This is a genomic window from Paraburkholderia sp. 35.1 (assembly GCF_050436525.1).
GTDB classification, from domain to species: domain Bacteria; phylum Pseudomonadota; class Gammaproteobacteria; order Burkholderiales; family Burkholderiaceae; genus Paraburkholderia; species Paraburkholderia tuberum.
The window spans coordinates 836,740-863,497 of record NZ_JBNDMJ010000002.1; the positions used below are offsets into that span (position 1 = coordinate 836,740).

General features: G+C 62.3%; 23 protein-coding genes and 3 pseudogenes. 14 read left to right on the top strand and 12 right to left on the bottom strand.

Going from position 1 to position 26,758, the window contains the following annotated elements; genetic code table 11:
* Nucleotides 1-167: 167 nt before the first annotated feature.
* Complete coding sequence (locus tag OKW27_RS09725; protein ID WP_429333337.1) at nucleotides 168-2,384, top strand: beta-glucosidase; 2,217 nt, start codon at nucleotides 168-170, stop codon at nucleotides 2,382-2,384.
* A 60-nt stretch (nucleotides 2,385-2,444) separates the two neighbouring features.
* Here OKW27_RS09725 and OKW27_RS09730 read toward each other — a convergent pair whose 3' ends face one another.
* Nucleotides 2,445-3,911: an amidohydrolase family protein gene (locus tag OKW27_RS09730; protein ID WP_429333338.1), complete on the bottom strand. Its 1,467-nt coding sequence runs from the start codon at nucleotides 3,909-3,911 to the stop codon at nucleotides 2,445-2,447.
* A gap of 508 nt (nucleotides 3,912-4,419) precedes the next feature.
* On the opposite strand from OKW27_RS09730, the gene OKW27_RS09735 reads away from it, so the two are divergent.
* Complete coding sequence (locus OKW27_RS09735) at nucleotides 4,420-5,286, top strand: MipA/OmpV family protein (RefSeq protein ID WP_090807601.1); 867 nt, start codon at nucleotides 4,420-4,422, stop codon at nucleotides 5,284-5,286.
* An 84-nt stretch (nucleotides 5,287-5,370) separates the two neighbouring features.
* Here the strand turns inward: OKW27_RS09735 and OKW27_RS09740 are convergent, their stop codons facing one another.
* The 3 genes and pseudogenes from OKW27_RS09740 to OKW27_RS09750 all read right to left on the bottom strand — a co-directional run bounded on the left by OKW27_RS09740 (nucleotide 5,371) and on the right by OKW27_RS09750 (nucleotide 7,777).
* On the bottom strand, nucleotides 5,371-5,910 hold the full coding sequence (locus OKW27_RS09740) for a thioredoxin family protein (RefSeq protein ID WP_184061592.1): 540 nt from the start codon (nucleotides 5,908-5,910) through the stop codon (nucleotides 5,371-5,373).
* A gap of 1 nt (nucleotide 5,911) precedes the next feature.
* On the bottom strand, nucleotides 5,912-6,628 hold the full coding sequence (locus OKW27_RS09745; RefSeq protein WP_090807599.1) for a cytochrome c biogenesis CcdA family protein: 717 nt from the start codon (nucleotides 6,626-6,628) through the stop codon (nucleotides 5,912-5,914).
* A gap of 179 nt (nucleotides 6,629-6,807) precedes the next feature.
* A pseudogene (locus OKW27_RS09750) lies at nucleotides 6,808-7,777 on the bottom strand (LysR family transcriptional regulator).
* A gap of 304 nt (nucleotides 7,778-8,081) precedes the next feature.
* Between OKW27_RS09750 and OKW27_RS09755 the strand changes: the two are divergent.
* The 3 genes from OKW27_RS09755 (at nucleotide 8,082) to OKW27_RS09765 (ending at nucleotide 10,725) form a co-directional block, all read left to right on the top strand.
* Complete coding sequence (locus OKW27_RS09755; RefSeq protein WP_429333339.1) at nucleotides 8,082-9,125, top strand: alpha/beta fold hydrolase; 1,044 nt, start codon at nucleotides 8,082-8,084, stop codon at nucleotides 9,123-9,125.
* Nucleotides 9,126-9,501: 376 nt separating this feature from the next.
* Nucleotides 9,502-9,849 (top strand): DUF4148 domain-containing protein, encoded by a 348-nt coding sequence (locus OKW27_RS09760; protein ID WP_429333340.1) that lies wholly within the window; start codon nucleotides 9,502-9,504, stop codon nucleotides 9,847-9,849.
* An 87-nt stretch (nucleotides 9,850-9,936) separates the two neighbouring features.
* A complete protein-coding gene (locus tag OKW27_RS09765) occupies nucleotides 9,937-10,725 on the top strand; it encodes an alpha/beta fold hydrolase (protein ID WP_090807595.1) in 789 nt (262 codons plus the stop codon).
* Between the two features lie 20 nt (nucleotides 10,726-10,745).
* Here the strand turns inward: OKW27_RS09765 and OKW27_RS09770 are convergent.
* A pseudogene (locus OKW27_RS09770) lies at nucleotides 10,746-10,823 on the bottom strand (AsnC family transcriptional regulator); the annotation flags it as partial.
* Between the two features lie 157 nt (nucleotides 10,824-10,980).
* Between OKW27_RS09770 and OKW27_RS09775 the strand changes: the two are divergent.
* On the top strand, nucleotides 10,981-11,151 hold the full coding sequence (locus OKW27_RS09775; RefSeq protein ID WP_410452386.1) for a hypothetical protein: 171 nt from the start codon (nucleotides 10,981-10,983) through the stop codon (nucleotides 11,149-11,151).
* 453 nt (nucleotides 11,152-11,604) lie between these two features.
* Here the strand turns inward: OKW27_RS09775 and OKW27_RS09780 are convergent, their stop codons facing one another.
* From OKW27_RS09780 to OKW27_RS09800, 5 genes are all read right to left on the bottom strand, one after another.
* On the bottom strand, nucleotides 11,605-11,760 hold the full coding sequence (locus OKW27_RS09780; protein ID WP_018423731.1) for a DUF3309 family protein: 156 nt from the start codon (nucleotides 11,758-11,760) through the stop codon (nucleotides 11,605-11,607).
* A gap of 227 nt (nucleotides 11,761-11,987) precedes the next feature.
* Nucleotides 11,988-12,194 carry a hypothetical protein gene (locus OKW27_RS09785; RefSeq protein WP_090807594.1) on the bottom strand — a complete coding sequence of 69 codons (207 nt, stop codon included), beginning with the start codon at nucleotides 12,192-12,194 and terminating at the stop codon, nucleotides 11,988-11,990.
* A 346-nt stretch (nucleotides 12,195-12,540) separates the two neighbouring features.
* On the bottom strand, nucleotides 12,541-12,759 hold the full coding sequence (locus OKW27_RS09790; RefSeq protein WP_184005151.1) for a hypothetical protein: 219 nt from the start codon (nucleotides 12,757-12,759) through the stop codon (nucleotides 12,541-12,543).
* A gap of 195 nt (nucleotides 12,760-12,954) precedes the next feature.
* Nucleotides 12,955-13,263 (bottom strand): hypothetical protein, encoded by a 309-nt coding sequence (locus OKW27_RS09795; RefSeq protein WP_429333341.1) that lies wholly within the window; start codon nucleotides 13,261-13,263, stop codon nucleotides 12,955-12,957.
* Between the two features lie 91 nt (nucleotides 13,264-13,354).
* On the bottom strand, nucleotides 13,355-13,621 hold the full coding sequence (locus OKW27_RS09800; RefSeq protein ID WP_429333342.1) for a hypothetical protein: 267 nt from the start codon (nucleotides 13,619-13,621) through the stop codon (nucleotides 13,355-13,357).
* 433 nt (nucleotides 13,622-14,054) lie between these two features.
* On the opposite strand from OKW27_RS09800, the gene OKW27_RS09805 reads away from it, so the two are divergent.
* A complete protein-coding gene (locus OKW27_RS09805; protein ID WP_429333343.1) occupies nucleotides 14,055-16,145 on the top strand; it encodes a protein kinase domain-containing protein in 2,091 nt (696 codons plus the stop codon).
* A 28-nt stretch (nucleotides 16,146-16,173) separates the two neighbouring features.
* Here the strand turns inward: OKW27_RS09805 and OKW27_RS09810 are convergent, their stop codons facing one another.
* On the bottom strand, nucleotides 16,174-17,238 hold the full coding sequence (locus tag OKW27_RS09810) for a formylglycine-generating enzyme family protein (protein WP_425199376.1): 1,065 nt from the start codon (nucleotides 17,236-17,238) through the stop codon (nucleotides 16,174-16,176).
* A gap of 105 nt (nucleotides 17,239-17,343) precedes the next feature.
* A pseudogene (locus tag OKW27_RS09815) lies at nucleotides 17,344-18,174 on the bottom strand (caspase family protein); the annotation flags it as partial.
* A 313-nt stretch (nucleotides 18,175-18,487) separates the two neighbouring features.
* Between OKW27_RS09815 and OKW27_RS09820 the strand changes: the two are divergent.
* From OKW27_RS09820 to OKW27_RS09850, 7 genes are all read left to right on the top strand, one after another.
* Nucleotides 18,488-18,991 (top strand): DUF4399 domain-containing protein, encoded by a 504-nt coding sequence (locus OKW27_RS09820; protein ID WP_429333344.1) that lies wholly within the window; start codon nucleotides 18,488-18,490, stop codon nucleotides 18,989-18,991.
* Nucleotides 18,992-19,037: 46 nt separating this feature from the next.
* Nucleotides 19,038-19,475: a DUF4399 domain-containing protein gene (locus OKW27_RS09825; RefSeq protein WP_090807583.1), complete on the top strand. Its 438-nt coding sequence runs from the start codon at nucleotides 19,038-19,040 to the stop codon at nucleotides 19,473-19,475.
* Between the two features lie 251 nt (nucleotides 19,476-19,726).
* Nucleotides 19,727-20,005, top strand: coding sequence for a hypothetical protein (locus OKW27_RS09830; RefSeq protein ID WP_090807581.1), 279 nt, complete (start codon nucleotides 19,727-19,729; stop codon nucleotides 20,003-20,005).
* 348 nt (nucleotides 20,006-20,353) lie between these two features.
* Nucleotides 20,354-21,730, top strand: a complete 1,377-nt coding sequence (locus tag OKW27_RS09835) for an efflux transporter outer membrane subunit (RefSeq protein WP_429333345.1) — start codon at nucleotides 20,354-20,356, stop codon at nucleotides 21,728-21,730.
* A 239-nt stretch (nucleotides 21,731-21,969) separates the two neighbouring features.
* Nucleotides 21,970-24,582 (top strand): FHA domain-containing protein, encoded by a 2,613-nt coding sequence (locus OKW27_RS09840; protein WP_429333346.1) that lies wholly within the window; start codon nucleotides 21,970-21,972, stop codon nucleotides 24,580-24,582.
* Nucleotides 24,560-25,933: an HlyD family efflux transporter periplasmic adaptor subunit gene (locus OKW27_RS09845; protein WP_429333347.1), complete on the top strand. Its 1,374-nt coding sequence runs from the start codon at nucleotides 24,560-24,562 to the stop codon at nucleotides 25,931-25,933. The genes OKW27_RS09840 and OKW27_RS09845 overlap by 23 nt, the downstream gene beginning before the upstream one ends.
* A gap of 37 nt (nucleotides 25,934-25,970) precedes the next feature.
* Nucleotides 25,971-26,723 (top strand): peptidylprolyl isomerase, encoded by a 753-nt coding sequence (locus OKW27_RS09850; protein ID WP_090807575.1) that lies wholly within the window; start codon nucleotides 25,971-25,973, stop codon nucleotides 26,721-26,723.
* The last annotated feature ends 35 nt before the right edge of the window (nucleotides 26,724-26,758 follow it).

Sequence of the window (26,758 nt, forward strand, 5' to 3'; positions counted from 1 at the left end):
CCTACATTACTCACCACGAAGAGTCGCTACAGCCCATCCAGTTGCGCCGATTCTTCTTCCCACAGGCAAACGTTTGCAGTCATCGCTGCATGCCTGTTTTCGCGTCCGCTTCCCACCCCCCGACGCGCTCCGTTGCCCCAGAAAAGCACAATTTCGGAGAGACACCTATGCAGAAGAAACTATGGCCGGCCGTCGCGATAGCGGCGGCCGTGAGCGCCGCTGCGCACGCGGAAATTCCCACTCCTGGTCTCGACTTCGCGCCCATGTCGACGGTGCTGAACGCGTTCGCGTCGGCAGCGGCGCATCGGCGCGCGGAAACGCTCGTCAACAAGATGACGATCGACGAAAAGCTGCAGTTCATTCACTCGGAGTACGCGATGTCCGCCGTGCCGGGCGGCGGCGCGGGCTACATTCAGGGCGTGCCGCGTCTCGGCATTCCCGACCTGAACATGGTCGACTCGGCCACGGGTTCGGGCAGCACCAACCAGCCATCGACGACCTTCCCGGCGACGCTCGCGGTAGCGGCGAGCTGGGACCGCGCGCTGTCGTGGAACTTCGGCAAGCAGATCGCGATCCAGTTGCGTCAGCAGGGCTTCGGCATGGGGCTCGGCGGTGGCACCAACCTCGCGCGTGAGCCACGCGGTGGCCGGCTCTTCGAGTATCTCGGCGAAGATCCGGTGCTTGCCGGCGAGATGCTCGCCGAGCGCACCGACGGCACGCAAAGCCAGAAGGTCATCGCGACGATCAAGCACTACATGGGCAACGAGCAGGAACATAACCGCGGCGGCGGCAATAGCCAGATCGACGAGCGCACGATGCGCGAGCTCTATCTGCTGCCGTTCGAAATCGCCGCGCGCCGCGCGCAGCCCGGCAGCGTGATGTGCAGCTACAACGAGGTCAACGGCATCCAGGCCTGCGAGAACCCGCACATTCTCAACGACGTGCTGAAGAACGACTGGCACTTCGAAGGTCAGGTGCAGTCGGACTGGGGCGCGACGCATAGCACGGCACCGGCGATCAATGCGGGTCTCGACGAGGAGGAAGACGTCGGTTCGACCGTCTATCTGACGCCCACGCTGGTCAAACAGGCGATCGCGAACGGCTCGGTGTCGACCGCGCGCCTCGACGACATGGTCGAGCGCAAGCTGTATGTGATGATCCGCACGGGCGTGATGGACGATCCGCCGAAGGGTGGCGCGACCATCGACTTCTCGGCCGCGAGAGCCTTCACGCAGTCGGTCGAAGAGCAGTCGATGGTACTGCTGAAGAACGCCAGCAATCAGTTGCCGCTCGCCGCTGGTTCGCTGTCGCGTATCGCGGTGATCGGCGGCCATGCCGACGCGGCGGTGCTGACGGGCGGCGGTTCAGGCAACACGCGCGATCCGGTGACGGGCGCGTTCGCCGGTTGCGGCGGCTTGACGTTCGGCACGGAGACGGGCTGCAGCTGGTGGACCAACCCGTGGCTGAAGCTGAATACGCCGATCGTGTCGGCGATCAAGGCGCTCGCGCCGCAGGCCACCGTGACCTTCGCCGGCAACAGCGATCAGCAGTCGCCGTTTGCCGCCTACACGCAGCAGCAGATCACCCAGGCGGCCACGCTGGCGGCCAACTCCGACGTCGCGATCGTCGTGGTCGCGCAGCCGGCCGGTGAGGATATCGGCGATCTGCCGAGCCTGGGCCTCGCGAATCCGACCAACCAGGATGCACTCGTCGAAGCGGTTGCGGCGGCCAATCCGCACACGATCGTCGTCGTCGAAAGCGGCAACCCGGTGCTGATGCCGTGGAAGGATAGCGTGTCGGCGATCATCGAAGCATGGTATCCGGGCGAAGGCGGCGGCAATGCGATTGCGAATGTGCTGTTCGGCAAGGTCAATCCTTCCGGCAAGCTGCCCGTCACGTTCCCGGTGCGCGACCAGGATACGCCGACGTGGGGCACGAATGGCGCGTTTGCGGCGAACCCGGTGTACGCCGAGAAGCTCGATATGGGCTATCGCTGGTACGACTCGCAGAACATTACGCCGATGTTCGAGTTTGGCTATGGCCTGTCGTACACGCACTTCGCCTACTCGGGTCTGTCGGTTCAGCATCTGCCGGGCGGCCTGATCGACGTGTCGTTCGACGTGCGTAACGATGGCCGCGTCGCCGGTGCGGAAGTGCCGCAGGTGTACCTCGGCGTGCCGTATCAGGGTGAACCGCCGCGGCGTCTCGTCGGCTGGGACAAGGTGGGTCTGAACCCGGGCGAATCGCGTCGTGTGCACGTTGTCGTGACGCAGCGCATGCAGAGCGTGTGGGATACGACGAGCAACCGTTGGCTCTATGTGCCGGGCAGCTCGGTGTACGTCGGCGCATCGTCGCGCGACATCCGTCTGCAGGGGCACGGCTAAATAGTGTGACGGTGTAGCGAATGCGGGCGCGCCAGGTTGCGCGCCCGCCTGAATTGTTGATTACGCTTTCAGCGTGTTCTTGTAGAACTTTCCATCCTTCATCACGATGCGCAGGTTCTGCTCCGGGTTCGCGATCAGGTCGAGATTCTCGAGCGGATTGCCGTCGACGAGCAGCAGATCGGCGTACGCACCTTCCTCGAGTACACCGAGCTTGCGCGGGTACGGATTGCGGTGCCCGGACAGCGCGAGTAGCTGGCCATTGGTGCCCGTTGCGATGCCCAATGCTTCGGTTGCGCTATACCACGCCTTCATATGCGTGAGCATCGTGCCTTGCCGTGCGGCCACGGCCTGCGAAAAGATCAGGTCCGTGCCGAACGCGACCTTGATGCCATGCTTGCGCGCGAGTTTGAAAACCCTGTCGGTGCCCGCGATCACCTGAAGAAATTTTTCGCGGATCGGTGGGGCGAGCGGACCCGCGTCGTCTTCGTTGACGAACGGCTGCGTGCTCAACCACGTGCCGTTCTTCGCCATCAACGCCGCAGTCCTGTCGTCCATCAGATGACCGTGCTCGATGCACTGCACGCCTGCCGCAACGGAGCGCTGAACCGCTTCGGACGTGTACGCATGCGAGAGGATATAGGTGCCCCAGTCGGCCGCTGTTTCGACGGCCGCGCGCAACTGCTTTTCGGTAAACGTGAGCATGTCGAGCGGGCTGCGCGGCGTCGATACCCCACCGGCTCCGACCAGCTTGATCTGCGTCGCGCCCTGAATGAACTGCTCGCGCACCCGCAAGCGGACTTCGTCTTCGCTGTCGGCGATCGCGAAGCCACCGTCCCGTTCCAGTTGGGTGACCTGGTTGCCGGCGCGCGGCAGATCGCTCAGCGCACGAAAATCGCCGTGACCCCCGGTGGTCGTGATCATCGCGCCGGACGGATAGATTCGCGGCCCGGAAATCATGCCGCTATCGATTGCCTGCTTCAGCGCGAATGACGGGCCGCCCGCGTCGCGTATCGTTGTGAAGCCGCGCAGTAACGTACGTTCGGCTTCAGCGCTTGCCGCAAGATGAACGAAAGCAATGTCGGATTGAAGGATGACCTGAATCGGCACTGCCGCGAGCAGCGCGTGCCAGTGCATGTCGATCATGCCGGGCATCATCACCTTGCCACCGCAATCGACGAGCGTTTTGCCGTCGATCGAAGCCGGTTGACCCCGACCCAACTGGCTGATGCTGTCACCCTCGACAACCATATAGAGACCGTCACGCAACGTCGACGATTTGCCATCGAACAAGCGGAAGTTCGTGAACAGCACCGGCTTGTCCGGCGGTGCTGGCGGTTGGGTGGTTTGAGCATTGCCAAGACCGGGCAGAACCAGGCTCAGCATCGAAGCGGCGAGACCGGTGACGAAGCCGCGCCGCGACAGATCGGCACTGATACGGCGGTTGGCATACTGCGCTTGAGACTTGTCACAAAGACATGAAAACGACGCACTGACTGCTTTATCGCCGATGTACTTTCCTGAAGGCATAGCTCACCTGTAACGTAGATCACCGTGCATCGAAAGCCGCCATCTGACTACATTTCACACCTGGCGACGCGAAAGTCAAGCCCGCACAGATTATCGCCTACGAACGAGGATGGCAAATTCCGCGTCGCTTGATACAAGCATTGAAATTGCATCTATTACTCGATTACGCGGTTGCAGCATGTAATTAGAAAAATATGCTTGCGACGGGCGAAAAGATCGGGCTATGCTCACGCCACGTATTCTGTAAGTGAATCCCCCGAAATAAGGCACGATTCCCTACCCTGCTTGGGGGGGAGATGCGCCAAACAAACGTCCCAATAGAGCGGATGCATCGGCTATTACAAACGTATTTTCTATCATCGCGATTATCGAGCGAGGCGATCGGTCATTCTTTTAACGCCGCTGCAATTAGAAACTCAACTATTTCACAATTTCGCCGCCACTCCATGAATGCCGGGATCGGAAAAGTCGCATTCAGTCTTTTTTAATTTTTCACGGAGAAACAGAAATGATCGATGTGTCAAAGCCGCGTATGCTCAAGGTGCTGGCGGGGGCCGGCTTGTCGCTGTTTGCCGTCACCGCGATGGCCGACGATACGCTCGGTTTGTCGGAAAGCCTGTTCTCCATCGGCGCGCCGGAAGTGACGCAGGCGCCTGGCGCGAGCGCGAGCCCGTGGCGCTTTGCGGTTGGCGCAGGGGTCGTGAACATGCCGAAATTTCCGGGCGCGAGTGGCACGAAATGGGAGGCGGTGCCGTCGGTGAGCGTGAATTACGACCGCTTCTTTATCGGCGCGAATCCAGACGCGGGCTCGGTGCTATCGCTGGGCGCATATCTGTATCGTGATAGTAACTGGCGCGTCGGCGCGGCGTTGACCTACGATTTCATCGAACCGCGCAGCGAGTCCGACGACTCGCGGCTGCACGGACTCGGCGACGTCAAACGCACCGCGCACGCGGAGCTGTTCGGTGTTTATACGTGGGAGTTCGTCACGGCGCGCGCGAGCGTTTTGACCGATATTGCCGGCAACGATCGCGGCACCGTCGCGACTTTCGATCTGTTGGGACGCTATCAACCCATTGCGCAACTGACGCTCAGCGCAGGCCCGGGCCTGACGTGGGGAAGCGACAAATACAACGAAACCTATTTTGGCGTGAATTCCGAGCAGAGCGCGCGCTCGGGATTGCCGACCTACTCGGCCAGCTCCGGTTTGAACCAGTTGCGCTTTTCAGTCAACGGGGTTTATCGGATCGCAACGCGTTGGAACGTTGGCGCGAGCGTGTCGTTCGCGTGGCTGCGCGGCGACGCGACCGACAGCCCCATCACCGAAAAGACGAGTCAGATTACGTACGGCCTTTTTGCCAATTACCTCTTTTAGTCGTCCGCCAAAAACGAAGGCCCGCTGCACCCGATCGCGTGGGTGCAGCGGGCTTTCCCGTTCTACGAGTCAGCAAGCGCTTCGTCAATTCTTCTGCGCGAGCAGCGCCTGAATCCTGGCTTCGGTCTGCGCATAGGCGCCTTCTCCAAAGTGCGTGTAGACGATATGACCTTGCTTGTCGATCAGATAGAACGCGGGCCAGTACTGGTTGTTATAGGCATTCCAGGTGGCGTACTGGTTGTCCTGCGCAACCGGATAGCTGATACCGAGCCGTTTCAGCGCGGTCTTCACGTTGCCGGTGTCGCGTTCGAACGGATATTCCGGCGTATGCACGCCGATCACCGTGAGCCCCTGATCCTTGTACTTCTGGTTCCAGCTTTTTACGTAAGGCAGCGTGTTGGCGCAATTGATGCAGCTATAGGTCCAGAAGTCGACGAGTACCACTTTGCCGCGCAATTGCTGCAATTTGAGCGGCTCGCTATTGAGCCATTGCGTGATGCCTGTGAGCTCGGGTGCGGGCGAGCCGCTTTCCGGCGGCGCGGCGATGGCGACCGTACTCGTCGCGATCAACGCGCAGGCGGCAAACGCGGTGGACAGTGCGAAGGTTTTCAAGCGGGTAGTCATGTCAAAGTCCTTTGAGTGAAGGGAAAAGACCGGCGAGCCGCGCGTACAGCAGCACGTCGTACTGCAAATAGATGGCGAGGGCGGTCAGCATCACCAGTACGCCGAATACCTGTTGCAGGCGCTCCGCGTGACGTGAGACCACACGGACATGACGCGTCACGTAATGGCCGCCGTAGATGATCGCGAGCATCGGAATCGCCGCACCGATCGCATACAGCGTGAGCAGCAGAGCCGACCAACCGAGATCCTGAGCCTTCACGACGAGCACCAGAATCGACGCGAGCACGGGGCCGGCGCAGGGCGTCCATACCGCGCCGAGCGACATGCCGAGCACGAAGCCGCCCGCGTTGCCGCTGCCGGGTTGCGTAGCTGGCGCAATGGCCGCGCCGATGCGCTCGAGCGGCCCTTGCAGTTGCGCGACGAGCCAGTCGTAAGGTCGCGGCCAGATACGCAGAAGCCCGGACAGTGCGAGCAACGCGATGCCGGTATTGCGCAGTACCTGTTGCGCGACGTGCACGGTGCTCGACACCGCGCCCAATAGCAGCGCGAAAGACGCGAAAGTCAGAATGAAGCCGGCGACGATGAACAGTGGCCGCGTGCGGCTCGGTCGTTCGACGGAAGTGCCGAGCAGGATCGGCATCACCGGCAGCACGCAGGGAGAGGCAATCGTCAGCAGCCCGGCGAGCAGGGCGAGCGGAGTTTCGAGAGTACTGTGCATGATGGGCGTTCCGTTGGCTGGGATGGCCGTATTGGAACGCCCGCACGTATCTGGTTTATGTCGGGGTCAGGCGCGCTTGCAATGTAGTGTGTCTGCGTATGGCGCGGATACATTGCGACACAAATCGGTTGAGCAACCGATGCGCGCGGGGGGCAAGGCGGCGGTAGCCGAACGCTGGATCAGCGCGCCCTGCGCTTACGCACCGCGGTTCCGGTCGCGGCTGCGACGCTATTTGCGCTGGACGTGGAGAACATCGGCATACGCTCCTCGATCCAGCGCAGCAATTCGAGAGGTCCCGGTGCGAGCGGCCGGCCGGTCTTGACGAGCACACGCGCCTGCGCGCCGGAAAACAGCGGATGCGCGATCGGTATCGTCGTCAATTCGCCACTCGCGATTTCGCGGTAGGCAGCGAATTCGCCGATCAGCGTCATGAAGTTGTCGACCGTCACGAAGCGCTTCAATGCGCTCAGTGAGTTGGTGGTCAGCGTCGCGGGAATCGACACGTTTTCGGCGAGTTCCGTCATCTTGACGACATGACCGATCCCAAAGGTGGGTGGCATCAACGCGAGCGGCCACGCGCGCAGGTCGTCGAGCGTCGCGGGTCGCTTGCGCTTCGCGAGCGGATGGTCGCTTCTTAGCAACAACACGACCGGCTGCGGCGAACTCGCGCGATGCTCGAGGCGCGCATGAGGCGGCGGATTGTACGCAAGCCCGATATGCGCACGACTTTCGGCGACTTCTTCCTGGATCGCGTCGACCGCGAGCATCGAGGCCGATTTCGAGTTCTGGATATTGGACGCAGAATGGCGCGAGCACATCGTCGACCAGCGTATCGACGAAGCCTTCGCTGACCGCGAGCCGGATCTGCCCTCGCTGCAGGCCTTTCAACGCATGCAATTGATCTTCGAGCTTCTCCTGCTGCGAACGGTAGCCGCGCCAGAATTCGAGCAGATGCGTGGCCGCTTCGGTCGGCCTGACTCCGCGCGGCTGCCGCTCGAACAGCACCGCGCCGAGTTCGTCCTCGAGCAGCTTGATCTGCCGCGTGATCACGGAGGGTGACGTATTGATGCTTTCGGCGGCGCCGCGGATGGTGCCGTGCGTGAGCACCTCGTTGAAGTAGCGAAGGCGTTGCTGGTTGATCTCGCGCATGTGATTTGTCGATTGCGGTTAATGTGTTGCCCACAAGGCAACGATTTGTGAACTTAGTTGCTCTTGCTGATGAAGGCTTGCGCTGTCACTATCCATCTCAAGCGGTGCGACAGCGGTAAGCCAGTGGTTCAGTCGTCAAGGCATCTCCGGTTTCAGATTCGTTCTACCCGTCTCGTTCGATTCGTTTCAGATTGCCATTGAAGTCTGCTCTGCCTGCACGGTGCCCGCATGCGGCTGTGCGATATCGCGCGCGAGCGGACCCGATCAATTCCGTATCAAAGCCTTTGCTTGAAGGAGAACAACCATGTCGGATCAGATCAATAGTCGCCGCCGCCGCTTTCTCGGAACGGCGGTTGCCGGTATCAGCCTGCTCGAATTGGGACTGGGCGGGCTCGCGCATGCGCAATCGGCCGACGCGGCCGGCAATGCGAAAGCGGGCGCGCGCGTGGCGTCGTTCGAGAAGATTCGCTCGATCAATGCGGGCACGCTGAACGTCAGCTACGCGGAAGCGGGCCCGCAGAACGGACCGGTGGTCATTCTGCTGCATGGCTGGCCTTACGACATCTACAGCTTCGCCGAAGTGACGCCGTTGCTGACGGCGGCCGGTTATCGCGTGATCGTGCCTTACCTGCGCGGCTACGGCGGCACGCGTTTTCTGTCGGCGGATACGCCGCGCAACGGTCAACAGGCGGTGGTCGCGGTCGACATCATCAACCTGATGGACGCGCTGAAAATCGACAAGGCCGTGCTCGGCGGCTTCGACTGGGGTGCGCGCACGGTGAACATCGTCGCCGCGCTGTGGCCGCAACGCGTGAAGGCGATGGTGTCGGTGAGCGGCTATCTGATCGGCAGCCAGGACGCGAACCGCGCGCCGTTGCCGCCGAAGGCCGAGCTGGCGTGGTGGTATCAGTTCTATTTCGCCACGGAGCGCGGCCGCGCGGGCTATGAAGCGAACCGTCATGACTTCAACAAGCTGATCTGGCATACCGCCTCGCCGAAATGGAATTTCGACGACGCCACGTTCGAGCGCTCCGCCGAATCGTTCAATAACCCGGACCATGTTGCCGTGGTGATTCACAACTATCGCTGGCGTCTGGGACTCGCGCAGGGCGAGCCGCAATACGACGAACTCGAAAAGCGCCTCGCCTCCGGACCGACGATCGCGGTGCCGACCATCACACTCGAAGGCGATGCGAACGGCGCCGCGCATCCCGAGCCCGCAGCATACGCGAAGAAGTTTACCGGCAAGTATCAGCACCGCAAAATCAGCGGCGGCATCGGCCATAACCTGCCGCAGGAAGCGCCGAAAGCCTTTGCGGATGCGATTCTCGACGTCACCCGCCTTTGATGGAGCCGGCGCGCGCCGGCTTCTTCTGAACGGAACCCCAGCAGTCGAACGTACGGCTGCTGGGGTTTTTTCATGAGCGGGCTGTTTGCAACCCCCCTGCGACCCGCACGACGCATGCGACGCCGGCCCTGCTCGGCAGGTTCGGAAGTGGGTTTTGGTATCGCAATGTATCAACGGCATACGCGGACAAACACGCTTGCAGAAATGGGGGGTGACGAAAACATTGCAGATACGTTGGAGCGTTCTAATGTCTTCACGCAAGGTTGATTCACAACGTTGCGTGTGAAACAGGCGGGACGTCACAGTGTATCCGCGTCGATGGCTTCGCGTCCCGCTCAATCCTTATCCCTGATGGTTCGATACCCGGAGAAGACTCATGAAACTCGTTCAATCGCTGATCGTCGCCGCACTCGTCGCCGTTCCCGTCGTTTCGTTCGCGCAATCGCAACCGCAACAGGCACTCACACGTGCCGAAGTCCGCGCGGAACTGGTCCAGCTGGAAAAGGCCGGCTACAACCCGGCCAGCGACAACACGCAATACCCGCAGAACATCGAAGCGGCCGAGGCGCGCATCAGCGCGGGCCATGACGCGCCCGCCTTCGGTGGCGTCGCGAACGGCAGTTCCGCTTCGGGCTCGCACGTGCCGATGAAGCGTGCGGCGGCGGATCGCGTGTACGACGGCTCCCACATCGTCGGCCTCGGTTCCATCTACGCGCATTCGTGATCGATGCAAATGAGCAGGCCGTCCGCGTGCATCGGCTCACGTCGACGCGCGGACTCCTTGTTTAACTCACCTGTCGAGACAAAAACGATGACCACGGTGCTGAAAAAAATTCTGGGTTCCGTTCTGTTGCTGGGCGGACTGTTCGCGTTGCAGGCCACGGAGTCCGCGCAGGCCGCGCCGTCCGATGACCTGAAGGGCAAGAACGTCGTTCTCGTACACGGCGCTTTCGCTGACGGGTCCAGCTGGGACAAAGTGATCCCATTGCTCGAAGCGCGCGGCCTGCACGTGGTGGCCGTGCAGAATCCGCTGAGCTCGCTCGCCGACGACGTGGCGGCAACCCGGCGCGTGATCGCGCAGCAGAACGGGCCTGTGATTCTGGTCGGCCATTCATGGGGCGGCGTGGTGGTCAGCGAGGCCGGCAACGACGACAAGGTGAAGAGCCTCGTGTACGTCGCGGCATTTGCGCCGGACAACGGTCAGTCCATTGCCGACATCACGAAGGACCAACCCGCGCCAGTCTGGGCGAGCGAATTGCGCAAGGACTCGGCGGGTTATCTGACGCTATCGACCCAGGCGGTGCTGGACGATTTCGCGCAGGATCTGCCGCTGCCGCAAAAGCGCCTGATCGCGGCGACCCAGCAGCCTTGGGCCGCTGGCTGTATCGACGACAAGGTGACGAACGCCGCGTGGCATGGCAAGCCGTCGTACTTCGTGGTGTCGGGCCGCGACCGCATGATCGATCCGTCCTTGCAACTGGAGATGGCGAAACACATCGACGCGAAGATCACGCGCGTCGCCACGAGCCATGTCGCGATGCTGAGCCAGCCGCAGGCCGTGGCCGACGCGATCATTGCCGCCTCGCGGGCCGCGCATTGAAGCGCGCGCAGTCTCGTCAATCAGATTGCGATTGACGGAATGCTCTTCATGCAGCGCAGCGCGAACATCGAGCGGCTATGGCGAATGCCTGCGATCTTGTTTTTGCTGATCGAGCAATGCGACATAGCCGCGGATATACCCTTCGTTTTCGAGGCTTCAGACAATGGAGATACGGCACGTTTGCGGCTTCACCGGTTCTGTCCCATCAGTACCTCGTCGAATGAAGCGCCTTGGTCGGCCAATCATCAGTACCTTTTGCTGGGCAGTACTTTTGCGCTGATATTCGCGTTGGGCGTGGCATCGGCGGCAATCTTCCCGCACCGTCTGCGTACGGTTCTACAGCGGCCGACGCGGCTGCGCATCGTGAACCGTCTGATGGGGAGCTTGCTGGTAGGGATGGGCACGCTGATGGCGGCGGTACGCTGACCATGAAACGATCCGCATACCGCCGCCGCGGGAACAACGTCATCCTTATCGTCTGTACCGCGCGATATCAATGGAAAATGAGGTACAGGATGATCAGTACGATCACTGGAACGCCGAGCAGCCAGCCAAGTAGGTAAGGCATGATGTCATCTCCTTTCGTATTGGAGTTCGAATACGCAGGAGTTTCAGCAGGCAGCGTGCCTGGCTCGAAGATGTCGATCTATTCGAGCAATCGATCGACGGCAACGCCGATGGTCCGCGTATCGGCTTTAGCCATATCGATGCCATAGCCGATTCCGAACTCGCGCCGGTAATAAGCGCGATCTGATTGGCCAGTAACTTTTCCATCGAGTGCTTCGGCAACGACGAAAAAGCGAAGCCGCCAACTACCGGCGCGCGACATCGCGCGGATAGACGGCGGCCCGCCTCATGTTCCAGTCCACTACGCGTGGTCTATATCACACCGGCAACCAGCAGAACGATCACCACGATCAGTACGATGCCGAGTCCACCGGTCGGACCATAGCCCCACGATCGGCTGTGTGGCCACGCTGGAAATGCGCCGATCAGCAGCAGAATCAGCACGATTAGAAGAATGGTTCCTAGCATGTTATGACCTCCGCCTGGTTGAGAGAGACCTGCTTTATCTACGTTGGCCACAAGGCCGCAGGGTAATCCCCAGGCAGCAAACCTTGTGCCCAAGGTCGATCCTTTAATCAGATCACCGGGACGGCGCGCGGCACGTGCGGAGATTCTCGAGCCAATTGAAACGGCACCTGTCGCGCTCAAAACCTGAGCCGGGTGCCGTTTTTCCAATTGCGGACACGTCGCGCGTCCTATAGATAGGTTCCGCTGATGCGGCCTTCGAAGATCGCGGTGTTGATGTCCCAATCGTCGACGGTACCCGTGCCGCCACCGTCCACCTTGACGACTACCGAGCGGCCGCCGCGCAGCGTCTTCATCTGTTCGGCGGTCAGCGTTTTCTCGTCGGATGGCTCGCCCGCGCCGGGCGGCAGGTCTTTGATGATCACAGTGGCTTTCATGGCATTTCTCCTTGACGTGGAAAGGCGAGCACAGTGCGGCGCCCGCATCGATTTCTGCAAGGCCTATGCCAATGTGAGGGAACGTGCGCCGCAACATGGAGCGGGGGCCGCGATGCGAAGCCTGGCAAGGATCCGCGCGATAGCCGCGTTGAATCGCACTGAACACGATCGCGATTGCGCGTCGATGTGTTTGCGCGCGTCCCACGAGTCACGAGCGAATGGTTGGGGCGCAGCGCAGCGTCGCGCGCGGCGAACTCAGGCGTCCAACACTCAATCGCAAGCGCAAACAGAAACGGCACGCGCCATATGCGCGTGCCGTGATGGTGAAACGCCCCGGCGAGGAATGCTAGCGGCGCTGGCGTCTACGCGGCGAAGCTGCTTCCGCGATACGCAGATGCGCGGCCGGAAAGCCCGGCGGGTACTCGACGACGCGCATCGCGGCCGGCACCAGCGGCGCGGCGAGACTCGAGCGCGCGCCGACACGGGCGCCGCCGACGATCGCGGCCATCGCCTCGCGGTCCAGTTCGACGCTTTCGGTCAGATCCTTGATGCTCAGCTTGGCCATGATGGCTCCAGAAAGACGCTCCGGCGGCCAGACCCGTTCGGGTGCCGGCCGCCGTGCTCGGAATGTGTTCGGCGTGTCATTCGTTGTGCTGAGGTCTCAACGCACTATCAGTATAGGAAATCCATTCGCGGCGCGCATGGCCATGGTGTTGCCGCGGCAGTGAAGGAACCCCCAGTCCCCCGCTGCTGCCCCGGCTTACACGGCGGAGTAATTGGCGCCCGACAGGATAGGGTCGACTTTCAGCTTCAGCGGCAGCGCGACGCCTGGGCCGATCGAACCGATGTCATTGAGCGCTGCGACGTTGACGATTTGCTGCTGAGCCAGATTCTGAGTGACGTTGACGTTGACGTTGACGTTGACGTTGGCGATGCCGGCAAGGCTGCCGAGACCACCAAGGCCCGAGGGCATGGGCACGTTGCTGCCGGTGCCGCCGGCGATCCCGGACATGGCCCGGCGGTCGAGTTCGCGCGTGCCGGACAGATCGCGAATCATGAGGGATGACATGGCGTTTCTCCAAAGACGTACGGAAAGCGGACATGAATGGCTCGCGGCGAAGCGGCCCGCGGCTGCGGGCGCCTCGCCGCACCACGCACTATTAGTGGTTGCTGTTGCTCGAATTGATATACGGCGAGAAGTCCGACGTGATGCCGGTGGCGAGCGCAACATCGTTGCCGTTGGCGTTCTGGAAGTTCAGTTCGTTACTGATCAGTTGCGTGGTGCTGGTGTTCTTGACGCTGGTCGGCGCATAAACCGGGGCGAAGCTGTTGTACTTGCTCGGGCCGAAGCCGCCGCGTACGGCTTGCATGGCTTTGCTGTCGAGTTGTTCGGTGACGGACAGGTCTTTGATCATCAGCGTTTTCATGGTGAGTCTCCTGAAAGAAGTGTTCGCAGTGTTGCGAGTGGTTTCGAGCAATTCGTTTGCTCGGACATCACTAATGCACAGGCTGTGCCAGTATTAATCAAGGATCCTGAGGAAATCGGCGAAGCCCAGTCGTATAAGGGTTTTGCGCGTGGAGGGACCACCGTGCCGGTCAGCTCGAAGCACGCTGACGCACTCGGAGCGGTGGCCGCCGTCCGACATCGCGGCGGACCCTGTTGGATGGCGCACGACATTGCGCGAGCCAGCACGCGGCGCGGCGCGCGGCTCATGCCTGGTTTGCCTGGTTTGCGAAAGCGCGGACCGGGAGCTAGTATCGAAACGGCACATGTAACTGGATACGACAGGTTTTCTATCGACCCGCGTGGCGTCGGTCGCATGCGACACGGTCCAGCGGCAACGGCGGTGCTTCGCACAAATGGCTAGCCTTGCGCGTGTGATTCTCGACTTCCAGAGCGGCGAGCTATCGCGTGACGAGTTCGTCGCGCAGCTCGACAGCGCGTTGGCGACCGAGCAACTCGGTCCGACGCGGCTGCTGGAGACGCTGTACGCCGCGCATCATCGGTCGCCGTTGCCCGACGATCTCTATCTGGAAGTGCGGCGGCGCATCGAGCTGCTGCGCGTGTCGAACGTCGCGGCGGGTGGCGAGGAAACCGGCATCCAGACCTCGGTCGATCTACCGTCGCTGCGGTCGTCGAGCGCTGGCAGTGCGGGCGCCGCGAGTACTGCCGGAAGCGCCGCGCACGAGACCATCAAAGGCATCGGCGATACGCTGAACAACCGCTTCGTGCTCGAGGAGTGCCTCGGCGTGGGCGGCATGGGCACCGTGTACAAGGCGCTCGATCTGCGCAAGCTCGAAGCGTCGGATCGCAAGCCCTATCTCGCGATCAAGGTGCTGAACGTCCAGTTTCGCGGCAATCCGAATTCGCTGGTCGCGCTGCAGCGCGAGGCGCGCAAGGCGCAGGTACTCGCGCATCGCAACATCATCACCGTCTACGACTTCGACCGCGACGGGCCGATCGTCTATCTGACGATGGAGTACCTGAGCGGCAAGCCCCTGAGCCAGCTGCTGCGCACGCCGGGCTATCAGGGCATGCCGGTGCGGGCCGCGCTGCCGATCGTGCGCGGCATGTGCGCGGCGCTCGCGTACGCGCACGAGCGCGGCTTCGTCCATTGCGATTTCAAACCCGCGAACGTGTTTTTGACCACGAATGCCGAAGTGAAAGTGATCGACTTCGGCATCGCGCGCGTATTCCAGCGGCCTGAAGAGGAGAGCGACGCGACGGTGTTCGATCCCGGCAGTCTCGGCGCGTTGACGCCGGCCTATGCGAGCCCGGAGATGATCGAGCATCGCGAGCCGGACCCGCGCGACGATATCTACGCGCTTGGCTGCATCACGTACGAGCTGCTGACGGGACATCATCCGTTCGATCGCCTGTCGGCCACGCAGGCGCGCAATGCCGATTTCAAGCCGCAGCGTCCGGCGAATCTCGATGCGCGACAGTGGCGCGCGTTGCGTGCCGCATTGTCGTTCGATCGCAATACGCGGATACCGAGCGTCGTGCGCTTTATCGCCGAGTTCGACAATGAAGCGCGCGCGGAGAAGTCCGGGACGCTCGCGTGGGTAGGGCTCGCAGGCCTCGCCGTCGTGTGCGCGGTCACCGTGGGCGTGTTCGCTTTTCGCTCGGGGTCCAGCCGGCACCAAGCCGCGCCAACCGAGGCGGCGCGATCGCAGGGCGATCAGGTCGATCGGGCGGCTGGGGCGTCCGCTGTCGCGCCTGCAACGAATGTCGCGCAGACAACGCCGGCGCCCGCGCCAAAGCCCGCGTTGACGCTCGCCGCGATCACGCCCACGCTTGCCCAGGTGCCCTGTTCGGCTCTATCGGGCGCGGTGCAGGACCACGCACTGACGGTACGCGGTTTCCTGTCGCAGCGATACGGTGCCGCGCATCTGAAGGAGACGTTGGCGGCGCTGCCTGGCGTCGATACGGTTTCGCTAGACGTGCGGCCGCTCGCCGACGATAAATGCGACTTCGTCAAAACGCTCGCGCCGTTTCTGGTGCGCAACTGGCAGGCGGGGCGCGTGGCGTCGCTGCAGATGCGTCCGCCAAGCGGTTTTCTGACCGAGAGCAACTCGCTGGTGGTCGACCTGAAAGCGCCGCCGTTCGATTCCTTTGCGACCGTCGACTACTACCAGCTAGACGGCCACGTCGTGCACATGGTGCCCAGTCGTCTGTGGCCGGACAATCAGATGCAGGCGAACGGCGGTCCGTACACGATCGGCAGCAATGCGGGCGATTGGACCGTATCGAAGCCGTTCGGCTCGGAAATGGTGGTGCTGGTGGTGACGCCGGTGCCGCTGTTCGACAAGCTGCGCCCGGAAAGCGAAGCGCGCGCTGTTTATCTGCGCGCGCTCGAGACCCGGCTCAAGCAGATTGGCGGTCAATACGGGCAGGATCGCCTGTTGGCGGACTTCGCCCCGATTACGACCAAACCCGCGACGCGATGATCCGTCAGGGAGCCAATCGACACGGCTTTTAGTGCAGATCCTTGACGACGCGAAAACCGTTCTGCGATTGGCGCACGCCCGCGCTGTATTTGAAGCGCGTCGCGCTGAGCATGTAGTCGCCGCCTTCGCGCCATGAGCCGCCGCGAATCGCGCGCATCTCGCAGCCGGGCGAGTCCCACGCGTGGCCATCGACGGGCGCGCCCTGATAGGTGTTGTGCCAGCAGTCGGCGGTCCACTCCCAGACGCCGCCGTTCATGTCGTACAGACCCAGCGGATTCGCGGCGAACGTGCCGACGTTTTCCGGGCCTTCCTTGTGCCACGGGTCGCCGCAGTCCTTGCAATTGGCGTTGCCCTTGCGCATCTGCTCGCCCCACCAGTACGCGGTCGTGGTGCCGGCGCGGTCCGCGTATTCCCATTCGGCTTCGGTCGGCAGACGGTACGGTTTGCCGGTCGTTTTGGCGAGCCACTTGACGTACTGCTGCGCGTCGTCCCAACTGAGATCACGCGCGGGTGCGGTCTTGATGCTATTGCTCTCCGGCGTCAGCTTCTGGCAGGCGCCGGCGGCGACGCACGCATTCCATTGCTCGACCGTCACGGGGAATTTACCGATCGCGAAGGGCGCGCCAATGCTCACGTGATGCACGGGCTTTTCCGACGGATCGTCGGTATTGCTGCCCATTGCGAACGAGCCGGCGGGTACCGCGACCATGACCGGACAGGCCGCGCAGTCGCGGATTTCACCGGCCGTCGGTGGATGGGCGACGGTCTTTTCGGCGAATGGCGCGGCAGCGGGGCGCGGCGGCGGCGCGGCTGCGCTGGCTTGCGTCGCGGGATGCATGACCTGGGCAGGCGGCGTGGGTGGCGCGACGTGACCGCTCTGCGTCGCGGGCGCGGCTGGCGGTGCAGCCGGCGCGGCACTCACCGCGGGAGTCGATGCCGCCGCGCGCAATCGATCGATACGCGCATGCGCGAGTGTGGCGAAGCGGCCATTCGGATAGGCCTTCAGATAAGCCTCGTAATCGGCTGGGTAGTTGCTGTCCTTGATCGAATCCCAGAACGTGATTTCGTATTGTTCGCCGCTTTCCTTGGGCATGATGCCGCGACTGCGCGGCGTGATGGCCCGACGCTCTGATGTATTCGACGACTCGATAGCGCCTTCGCCACTTGTGGGAATGGATGACCGCGCGACAGAGAGCCAGGGTTGCTGCGTTCCGCGTGTAGCGGCGCGTACTTCGGCGCCGACCTGTCGGAACAGCGCGGCGAGCGATCGAGACGATGCGTCGGCGTCGTTGAGCGCTTGCAGCAAGGCATCGGTATAGACGCCATGCCGCGGACCGTCCGCCGCGAAACCGCCCGGTGCGGTTGCATAGGCAATCACGGTGTTGGCAGCGATCCTCGGTTTATCGATCGCAACCGCGGCGGGGGCAAATGGATTGTCGAGGCACGTATCGAGAATCACGAGATTGAGCCGGCCGGCACGGGCGGATTGCATCGCATGCAAAACGGTATTCAGATCGACGCCGTTATTCAGTAGCGACACCGGCGCGCGGATATCGCCTCGCGCATCGAGTCCCACCGGCAAAAGCAGCGTTTGTGCGCCTACCTGCATGCCGTGTCCGGCGAAATAGAACACTCCGATATCGCCTGTTTGCAATCGTCGTTGAAATTCGTCGATGGCAGCGCGCATTTGCGGCGGCGTAGCATTCGTGCGCGTGATGACTTCGAAGCCACGCGCACGGAGCGCAGCGCCGATCGATTCGGCGTCGCGCGGCGCGTTGGCGCGGATCGGGTTAGTGGCGTCACCGTACTCGCCATTTCCGATCACGAGCGCGACACGCCGCGAATGCGTGTCGTCGCGTGACGAAGCAAAGGGTGAAAGGAGCAAAGCGGTGTCCGCCGGCCGCGCCGGATGACTCGCTACCCAAGCCGGGCTCGGCTCGATGCTTTCACGTTGCGTCGCGGCACCGGCACCGTCCCACTGCGCCTGGATTGCCCCAACCATGCACACCAGCAGGAATCGTCGCCACATCTTTATATCCCGTTTGTACCGGACAGAGTTCAGGCATTCGTGCACCAGGCTCGCGCTGCCCGCGCTCTTTATTAACGATAGCACGCGCTTTGCGTCACAACTGTCCGGGAGTCCTTAACGCGTCATACGGTTAACGAGCATTGCGTATCTTTTTGGCAAGTTACGTCCTAAGCTGATTCAGAAAGTCACGTCACTCGGTCGTTTTAACTAGGTGGGCTGCCTGCCGGTTTCGACCCGCGACATGCCGCTCGAACACCCGGATTGTCATCGATAGCCGGGCCCCAGCCATGACTCCTGTTCGGGAGAGTGCGCTATGCGAAGAACCCGTGTTTCCTTTCTTTTCGGCAGTCGTGATCCGGCGCAAGCGCATCGCGGCGGATTACGCGCGGCGGTGTGCGCGACGCTCGTCGCGGTCTGCCTCGGTATCGGCACTGGCGGCGTTGCGCGCGCCGAGCAGACGCCGTCTCCGCCGGGGGCCGAGGAGTACATCATCTGGCCGTCGGATGGCGCGGTGATTCACGGCGGCAAGCTGTGGGTGCGCATGGGGCTGCGCAATATGGGCGTGTGTCCGAAGGGCGTCGCGTTTCCGAATACCGGCCACCATCATCTTCTGATCGACACGGATTTGCCCGCGCTCGATCAGGAGATTCCATCGGATCGCCAGCACCTGCATTTCGGCGCGGGCGAAACCGACGCGCGCATCGAGTTGCCGCCCGGCAAGCACACGCTGCAGCTGATTCTCGGCGACCATAATCACGTGCCGCACGTACCGCCCGTGTATTCGAAGAAGATCACCATCACCGTGCTAAAGAACTAACGCGGTCCGTTCGTTCGAACCGGTCAAGCCGGAACGGAGAGTCCTGATGAAGAAGATCATTGCGGCCGCGGCATTCGTCGCAGCGGCGCTGACGGTATCGACCGCGCCGCAGGGCGCGTGGGCAGCGACGCCGTCGCCGCCCGGCGCTTACGCGTATATCGGCTATCCGAACGATGGCCAGGTGGTGCCCGCCAATAAACCGTTTCGCGTGTGGTTCGGTCTGCGTTTCATGGGGGTCGCGCCGAAAGGCGTGAAGTACCCGAACACAGGCCACCATCATCTTCTGATCGATACCGATCTGCCGCCGATGGATCAGGAGATACCCTCGGATCGCCATCATCTGCATTTCGGCGCGGGCGAAACGGAAACGATGATTTCATTGCCGCCGGGCAAGCATACGCTGCAGCTGTTGATGGGCGACGACATGCATATGCCGCACAACCCGCCGGTCTATTCGAAGAAGATCACGGTGATCGCGCGCTGACTGTCATCGAGCAGCCAACAATGTCGCGCGCGCTGTTGGCTGCGATCCACCATTCACTCGTCTCGCTGTGCCGCTCGTCAGCGTCGGGACAGCGGGTGCGATCTTCCTGGCCTTTGCTACAAGGCGTTCAGGACGCGAATGACGAAAGCAAGGCACTCCTGGCATAGCCCATGCATCAGTAGCGCCCGAGCAGACAAGTTGCTCGAACCCGACGCACCACGATGCGCTTTCCCACTCCCAGGAGATTTGCCATGAACACGCTGATGATCAAGGACCTGTCCAACACCGAACAACTCGACAGCAAGGCGATGAGCGCCGTGCGCGGTGGCAACGGCTACTATTCGATGCCGTCGTACCTCAGCTATGCGCCCGTCTATGCGCCGAGCAGCATCAAGAACGTCTCCACGACGCAGATGATCAACACGGAAATGAACATCCAGAGCGCTAACGGCAACGACTCGGCGCTAGTCAGCGGTACGGCCACCTACATCCAACCGACCATTTACTCGAGCAACGTCAACAACGGGTAGTGAGCGGCGCACACGCGGCCCGGGCGGCCGCGTGTGCGTGCCCCAACAGGCGCATCGCTCAAAAGACCGCTAATCCAATCGTCCTTTCCACGCATCCTTCGCGTATCCGCCGCTCCCCGCATCGACTTTTCCGCCGCTTCATTGCCGAAGCCGCGCGGAAGCGGCTCGGGCTGAAAAACCGGGCATCTCGCGCGAAACAGGCGGGTGCAACTGGAGACCACCGTGTCAGCATTGCCGGAATCATCGTTCGATTCGTCGTGTGATTCGCTGGACCTTCAGCGGGTTCCTGCTGAAGCCAGGACGCCTCGCCGCATAGCCCGTGTACTGCGCGGGATCTGCGCGGCAACGATGTGCGCTTTGGCAGTGAGCGCGTGCGTCGACGTCAGCATGCCGGCTTATCGACGCCCGGACACGCCGGCCAAGACATCGTGGTCGGATCGCAATGGCGCGCCGGTATCGGCCGCGGAGACGATCGAGCGCGACTGGTGGAAGGGCTTCCAGGATCCGTACCTCGATACGCTGATCGACAAGGCGATCGACGGCAACTTCGATATCCGGGTGCTGGCCGCGCGTATCGAAGTCGCGCACACGCAGATCAGCGAGACAGGCGCGGCCGCATTGCCGACGGCGGACCTCGGTGCCGGCGCCGACTACACGAAGACGACTGGCCAGCCTTTGACGAAGACGTACAACCTCGCGCTGCAGGTGAACTGGGACATCGACATCTGGGGCAAGGTCGAAAAAGGCGTGCAGGCGCAAAAGGCCGAATTCCACGCGAGCGAGGCGGATTGGCGCGCGGGATATCTCGAACTCGTCGCGAATGTGGCCAGTACCTATTTCCAGATCCTGCAATTCGACGACCAGATCGCACAGCAGCAAAAGACCATCGCCACGAACAAGCAAATCCTGGCGATCTACGAAGGCCAGGCGCGCAATGGGCTCGTGCCGCAAACGCAGGTGTTGCGCCAGCAGGCGGAGATCAACCGGCTCACCAACGATCTCTATGATCTGCGCCGATCGCGGGCGGTCTCCGACAACGCGCTATGCACGTTGCTCGGCGTGCCGGCCGGCGAATTCCATGTGCCGCAGGGCCATTTGCAGGAGCGCGTGAAATTGCCGGGCGTGCCCGATGGTTTGCCCGCGCAATTGCTGTCGCGCCGCCCCGACGTGGTGGCGGCCGAATTCAGGGTGCTCGAGGCCTATGACCTCGTCGGTCAGTCGAAGCTCGCGCAATTGCCGAGCATCGGCCTCACCGCGCAAGGCGGCACGGCAAGTTACGCGCTTAACCAGTTGCTGAAGTCGTTCACGTTCGGCCTGATGCCGAGCATCAATTTTCCGCTGTTCGATCCGGGCGTGCGCGCACATGTGAAGGTGACCGAGGCGCAATCGAAAGTCGCCGAGCAGCAATATCGCGTGGCCGTGATGGGCGCGTTCGAGGAAGTGGAGAACGCGCTCGTCAATCTGAGTGCCCATAAGGCGCAGCACGCGGAATTGCTGCAGCAGGTGTCGCGCCTGCAGATCGTCGCTGATCAGATCCAGTCGCAACTGCGCCTTGGCGTCGTCTCGCAGCTCGAAGTATTCGAAGACGAGCGGACCTTGCTGGAGGCGCAACAGGCGTTGCTGGAAAACCACCAATTGATTCTGTCCGACACGGTAACGCTTTATAAGGCGCTCGGCGGCGGATGGCCCGGTGTCGACGTGCAAGCGCAGGTCAAAGAGAAGTAACGAAACATTGAGCTAATCCACGAGTTGGCGTACCGCGCGGGTATTTCGTCGGCTGACGGCTTATCCGCGGTCTTCTCATCCGGCGATATCCAAATTGACACTCTCGATGCGTGACTTACAATCCTTTAGGGGTCAGCGTTTGCGTGGCTCTTCACGACAATATCGTTGCGCCGTTGTCCTTCGTCCAGTTCGCCCCGCGTTCCCGCCGCGGCAGGTAAACGCTTAGCGATCCAGATAAAATGGCCACCGGCGAAGCTCCGATTGCTGAAATGCGCGTGACAGTGGACGCTGCCTTCGACGTGGTGTTGTCACCGGTTGCCTGCGCGCAGCGCCCCGCGCTCGACGCCATTCGCATCGTCGACAACCTGTTCGCCATCGGCCGCATCGAAGCGCCGTTCAGCGACTATCCCGCACCATGGACCGCCGCGCTCTCGCGCCGACATGCGCGCGTTTTCATCGAGCATGGCGCGATTTATGTTGCCGATCTCGGCAGCAAGAACGGCACGACGGTCAACGGCATCGCGGTGCGACAAACCCCCGCGCGTGTACGCGCCGGCGATGAACTCTGCTTTGGCGGTGAATTGCGCTATCGCGTCGGCATCGAGCCGCGCGCGCGCGTCGTCACGGGTGGAAGCGCTTCTCCCCTCATTCATCTATTGCTGGTGCCGCAGCGCGATGACCTGGGTCTGCAACCGGTCGACGTGCTGGCTTTTCCATTTCTGGTCAGTAAAACGGACGAGGTTTTCTCGCGCTACAAAGACCGGTATCCGCATCAGGTCAATTACATTTCCCGGCGCCATGCGCACCTGTTTCTGAAGGGCGGCGAGCTCTATGTCGAGGATCTCGGCAGCACCAACGGCACGTTCGTGAATGGACAGCGGACCGGCGAATCGGCGCTTGCACTGGCGGAGGGCGACGTCGTTGCATTTGGCGGCGACCACTTCGTCTACAGGGTGTCGCTACAGGACTCCGCCGACGTCGAACCCACCGTGACCCAGCTCTCTCTTCAGCCCGCTGTCGACAGTGCCGCCGATGCCGACAAGACGACCTTCGTCGGCGCTGCGCATTCGTTTCTCGACATCTTTTGCGTCGATCCGGCGCTGCAACGCGAAGACGAAGTGAATGAAGCGGCGCAGCCGGGCTCCGCGCGCGCGAAGCGTGACGGAGTAGGGACGGCAAATGGCGCGCAGGGCGCCAAAGGTGCGCAGGCGGGGCATCCCGCCGATACGAGAGACGGCGCGAACGAAAGAAGCGGCAAAGCTAACAGCGCGGCAAGAGGTAAGCCGCGTCGCTGGAAGATGGTCGCCGGCGAACTCCACAAGGCGTTAGCGGACGGCGAGCGCACCAATGTGCGGCGCGCGGCGGCATGGGGCGCAGCGGGTATCGCGATCGTGGTTGCGCTTGGCGTGGGCCTTTATCTGCACGGTTCATCGGAACGGGAGTTGAAGAGCCTGCTCGCGAGCGGTGATTACTCGAGCGCCCTCACGATGGCGCGCGGCTATCTGGCCACGCATCCGGCGGACACGAAAATCAGCGCGCTCGCGAGCGAGGCGTTGTTGAAAGCGAACTTGCCGGGCTGGATCGAAGCCGTGCAAAAAGCGCAGTTCGACCAGGCCGACACGCTGCTGAAGAACATGAGGGCGTTGAGCGGAAATGACGCCGATGCCGCGTCGCTGGTCGGCGAATTGCAATGGGTCGGCGATCTCGAACGCTTCGTCGCGGCGCGTGGCGGCGTCGACGCGCCGATCCGCATGTATACGGACGAAGCGACGATCAACGGTCTGCTGCACCGCTGGGACGACGACGCGGCGAGTCACCAGCGCGCGCTCGATCGGATTGCGAGTTACGTGCCGGTCTTCGCGGAGCCCTACGCACACACGCTCAGCCATCTGCGCAAGCTCGAAAGCGACGATTCGGTGTACGTCGCCGCGATGGATCGGCTCAATGGCGTAATTCATACCGAACTTTCGCGCGACAAACCCGACGCGCTGCCGCCGGTACTCGACGATTACGCGCAGCGTTATCCGCGGCTCGCGGGGCTCGATAGAGTGCGCGACGATTTGCGCCAATACACCGGGTTGCTGAATGCCGCGTTGAGCCGTCAATTGACGTCATTGCTGGCGATGATGAAAACGGTGCGCTTCAGCACGCCGCCTTTTCAGGCGCAATTCCAGCAGCTTGCGGCGACGCGCTTGCCGTCGCCGGACATCGTTCAACGGCAGGACGCGGTCGATGCCGCGTGGCAGCGCGGCGACGCGCAGCAGGCGCTGAACGATTTGCAGTCGATGCCGGCGAGCCCGTGGTCCGATGTGCTCGCGGCCGAAGCGACGCACAAGCAGGCGTTGTCCGATCAATACAACGATCTGCGGAAAACGCGTGACGGGAAAGATTACGACCAGCGTCTGCTGTCGTTCTACGCGAGCCTCGATCCGCGGACCGACGCATGGTTCGTGCAGGCGATCCAGAAAGACGTGGCCGCATTGCATGACAAGGCACTCGCGCATGCGCAAGATCTGCTGGTGCGCGCGCAAAGCCTGTGGAAAGCGTACCGCGCGAACGGCCCGATCGGCGGCACGCAGCGGCTCGAAGCCGGCATCTCGCCGGGCTTTCGCAACGAGGCGCGTCTGCTGAGCGAGGCGCAGACGGCGGCACGCCAGGGCATGCGCATCTATACGCAGTTGAAGGCCGATCATCCCGCCGACTTCGATCGCCTGCTCGCGGATATCGAAGCCGAAGCGAGTTTGCAGCGCCGCTCGTTGACCGAGTTGCGCATGGTGCTGGACCCTGGGCTGCTGAAAGCGAAGCTCGCGTTGATTGGAGGCGATCAGAGTGAAACGCGATCCTCACCCTAGACCGTTGTCGGAGGCGCTCGAAGATCATAGCGTCGAAGGCATTGCGATTCTGACGTCCGAGCCGGTGCGGCTTGCGCGCGCGCTGATCTGGGCGATGGTCGCGCTCGTCGTGTCGGGTTTGCTGTGGTCGTTCGTCGGCCGCGCGGATGTGATCGTCAGCGCGCCCGGCACGTTGGCGCCGGAATCGGAGGTGCGGCGCATCTATACGCCGATCGACGGCGAACTCGCGGATCTGTATATCGCCGAGGGGCAGCCGGTGTCGAAAGGCGACGTGCTCGCGCGGCTCAATGCGCGCGGCGCGATCGAGGCAGCGAGCAACGCGTTACAGGCACAAGTGAAGCTCGAAGACGCCGAACGCGAATGGAAGCAGTTCCCGGAGAAGAAGGCGTTGATGGAACGCAAGGCCGCGTCGTTGAAGGCGCAACTCGAAGTCGAGGAGCGCTTGCACGAGAATCGCGTTTCAGAAGGCACGACGAAGCTTGCCGAAGGGCAGAAGGCCGAACTCGACGAAGCGCGCAGCTCGCTCGACAACGCGCGCCGCACGCGCGAAGCGGCGAATCAGGAACTCGATCGCTATTCGCGGCTGTTCGCGCAGCCGGGCGGCGGTGGCATTGCCGAATTACAGGTCGAGCAGAAACGCACGGCCGCGCTCGAAGCGGATAACGCCTACCGTGTCGCGCAGTCGAAGCTGGCCGAGCTCGACTTTCGTCTGAGCCATGAATACGCGCAGGCCAATGCGCAACTGGCGACGAGCGGCCAGCAAAGCACCGATCTGCAACTGCAATACGATCAGGCGGTGCGCGACATCACCGATGCGGAAGACAAACTGCGCGTGCAACTGCAAAGCGCGCGCCTCGAAGCCGATGCCGCCGCGCGGGTGCGTTTCGAGAACATCGATAAAGACAATTTTCTGCTGATTCTCGCGCCCGTTTCAGGCGTGATCACCGACGTCACGTCGACGCAGCGCGGCGACAAGATTCAGGCGAATGCACCGCTCGGCGGCATTGCGCCAAAAGACGCGCGGCCCGTGCTGAAGATCGAAATCTCCGAACACGACCGCGCCTTTCTGCACGTCGGCCTGGCTGTCAAAATGAAGTTCAACGCGTTTCCTTACCAGCGCTACGGGTTGATCAGCGGCACGCTCGCCTATATCTCGCCGGCGACGAAGCCATCCGCGCAGGACAAGCAACCGGTCTACGAAGGCCGTGTCACGCTGGACAAGGACTACTACCAGGTGGCCGGCACGCGTTATCCGCTGCGTTACGGCATGACCGCCAATGCGGAAATCGTCGTGCGCGAGCGGCGCCTGATCGACCTCGGTCTCGATCCGTTCAGAGAGGTGGCGGGTTGAGCGCGCGAATCAAACATCCACGAAAGGAGCCGAGCAAATGACCGCGATAGTGCGTATCGATGATGAAGTCGTGGACGTGGACGAGTTCATTCGTCTTCTGAAACTGACCGGCCAGTTCGAGAGCCTGGTCGAGCAGATCGTGCGCGACAAGCTTACCGTCCATGCGGCGAAGAAGCAGGGCGTCGCCGTCAGCGCCGACGAAATCCAGCAGCGCGCGGACCAGTTTCGCCGCGTGCGCGGCCTGCATCGCGCGGCGGACATGAATCATTATCTCGACGCGCTGCACGTGAGCCTCGACGAATTCGAGGCGTTCATTACCGACGGGCTTTATCAGGAGAAGATGCTCGACAACATCGGTAACGAGGCGGCGATCCATGATTACTTCGCGCTGAATTCACCGAAGTTCGACGCGATCGAAGTCAGCCATATCGTGCTCGATAGCGAAGGCAAGGCGAAGGAAATGATCTCGTACCTGCACGACGACCCCGACGCCTTCGGCGAGATGGCGCGCGAGCATTCGATTGCCGATACGCGCGAGTCGGGCGGCGTGATCGGCAAGGTACTGCGCGGTTCGCTGAAGCCCGATATCGAGGCGAAGATCTTCAATGCGGCGGTCGGCGATCTGCTTGGGCCGTTTCCGTCGGCCGACCGTTCGTGTTTCGAGATCTTCGCGGTCACGGCCAAATATCCGGCCACGCTCGATGCCGACGTGGCCACCGAAATCCGCCGTTTGCTGCGCGAGAGCTGGCTCATTGCCCGCGCCCAGGAACACGTGATCGAAGCGCGCTAGTGCCCGACTAGCGCCCGATAAAGCGAGGCTCACCG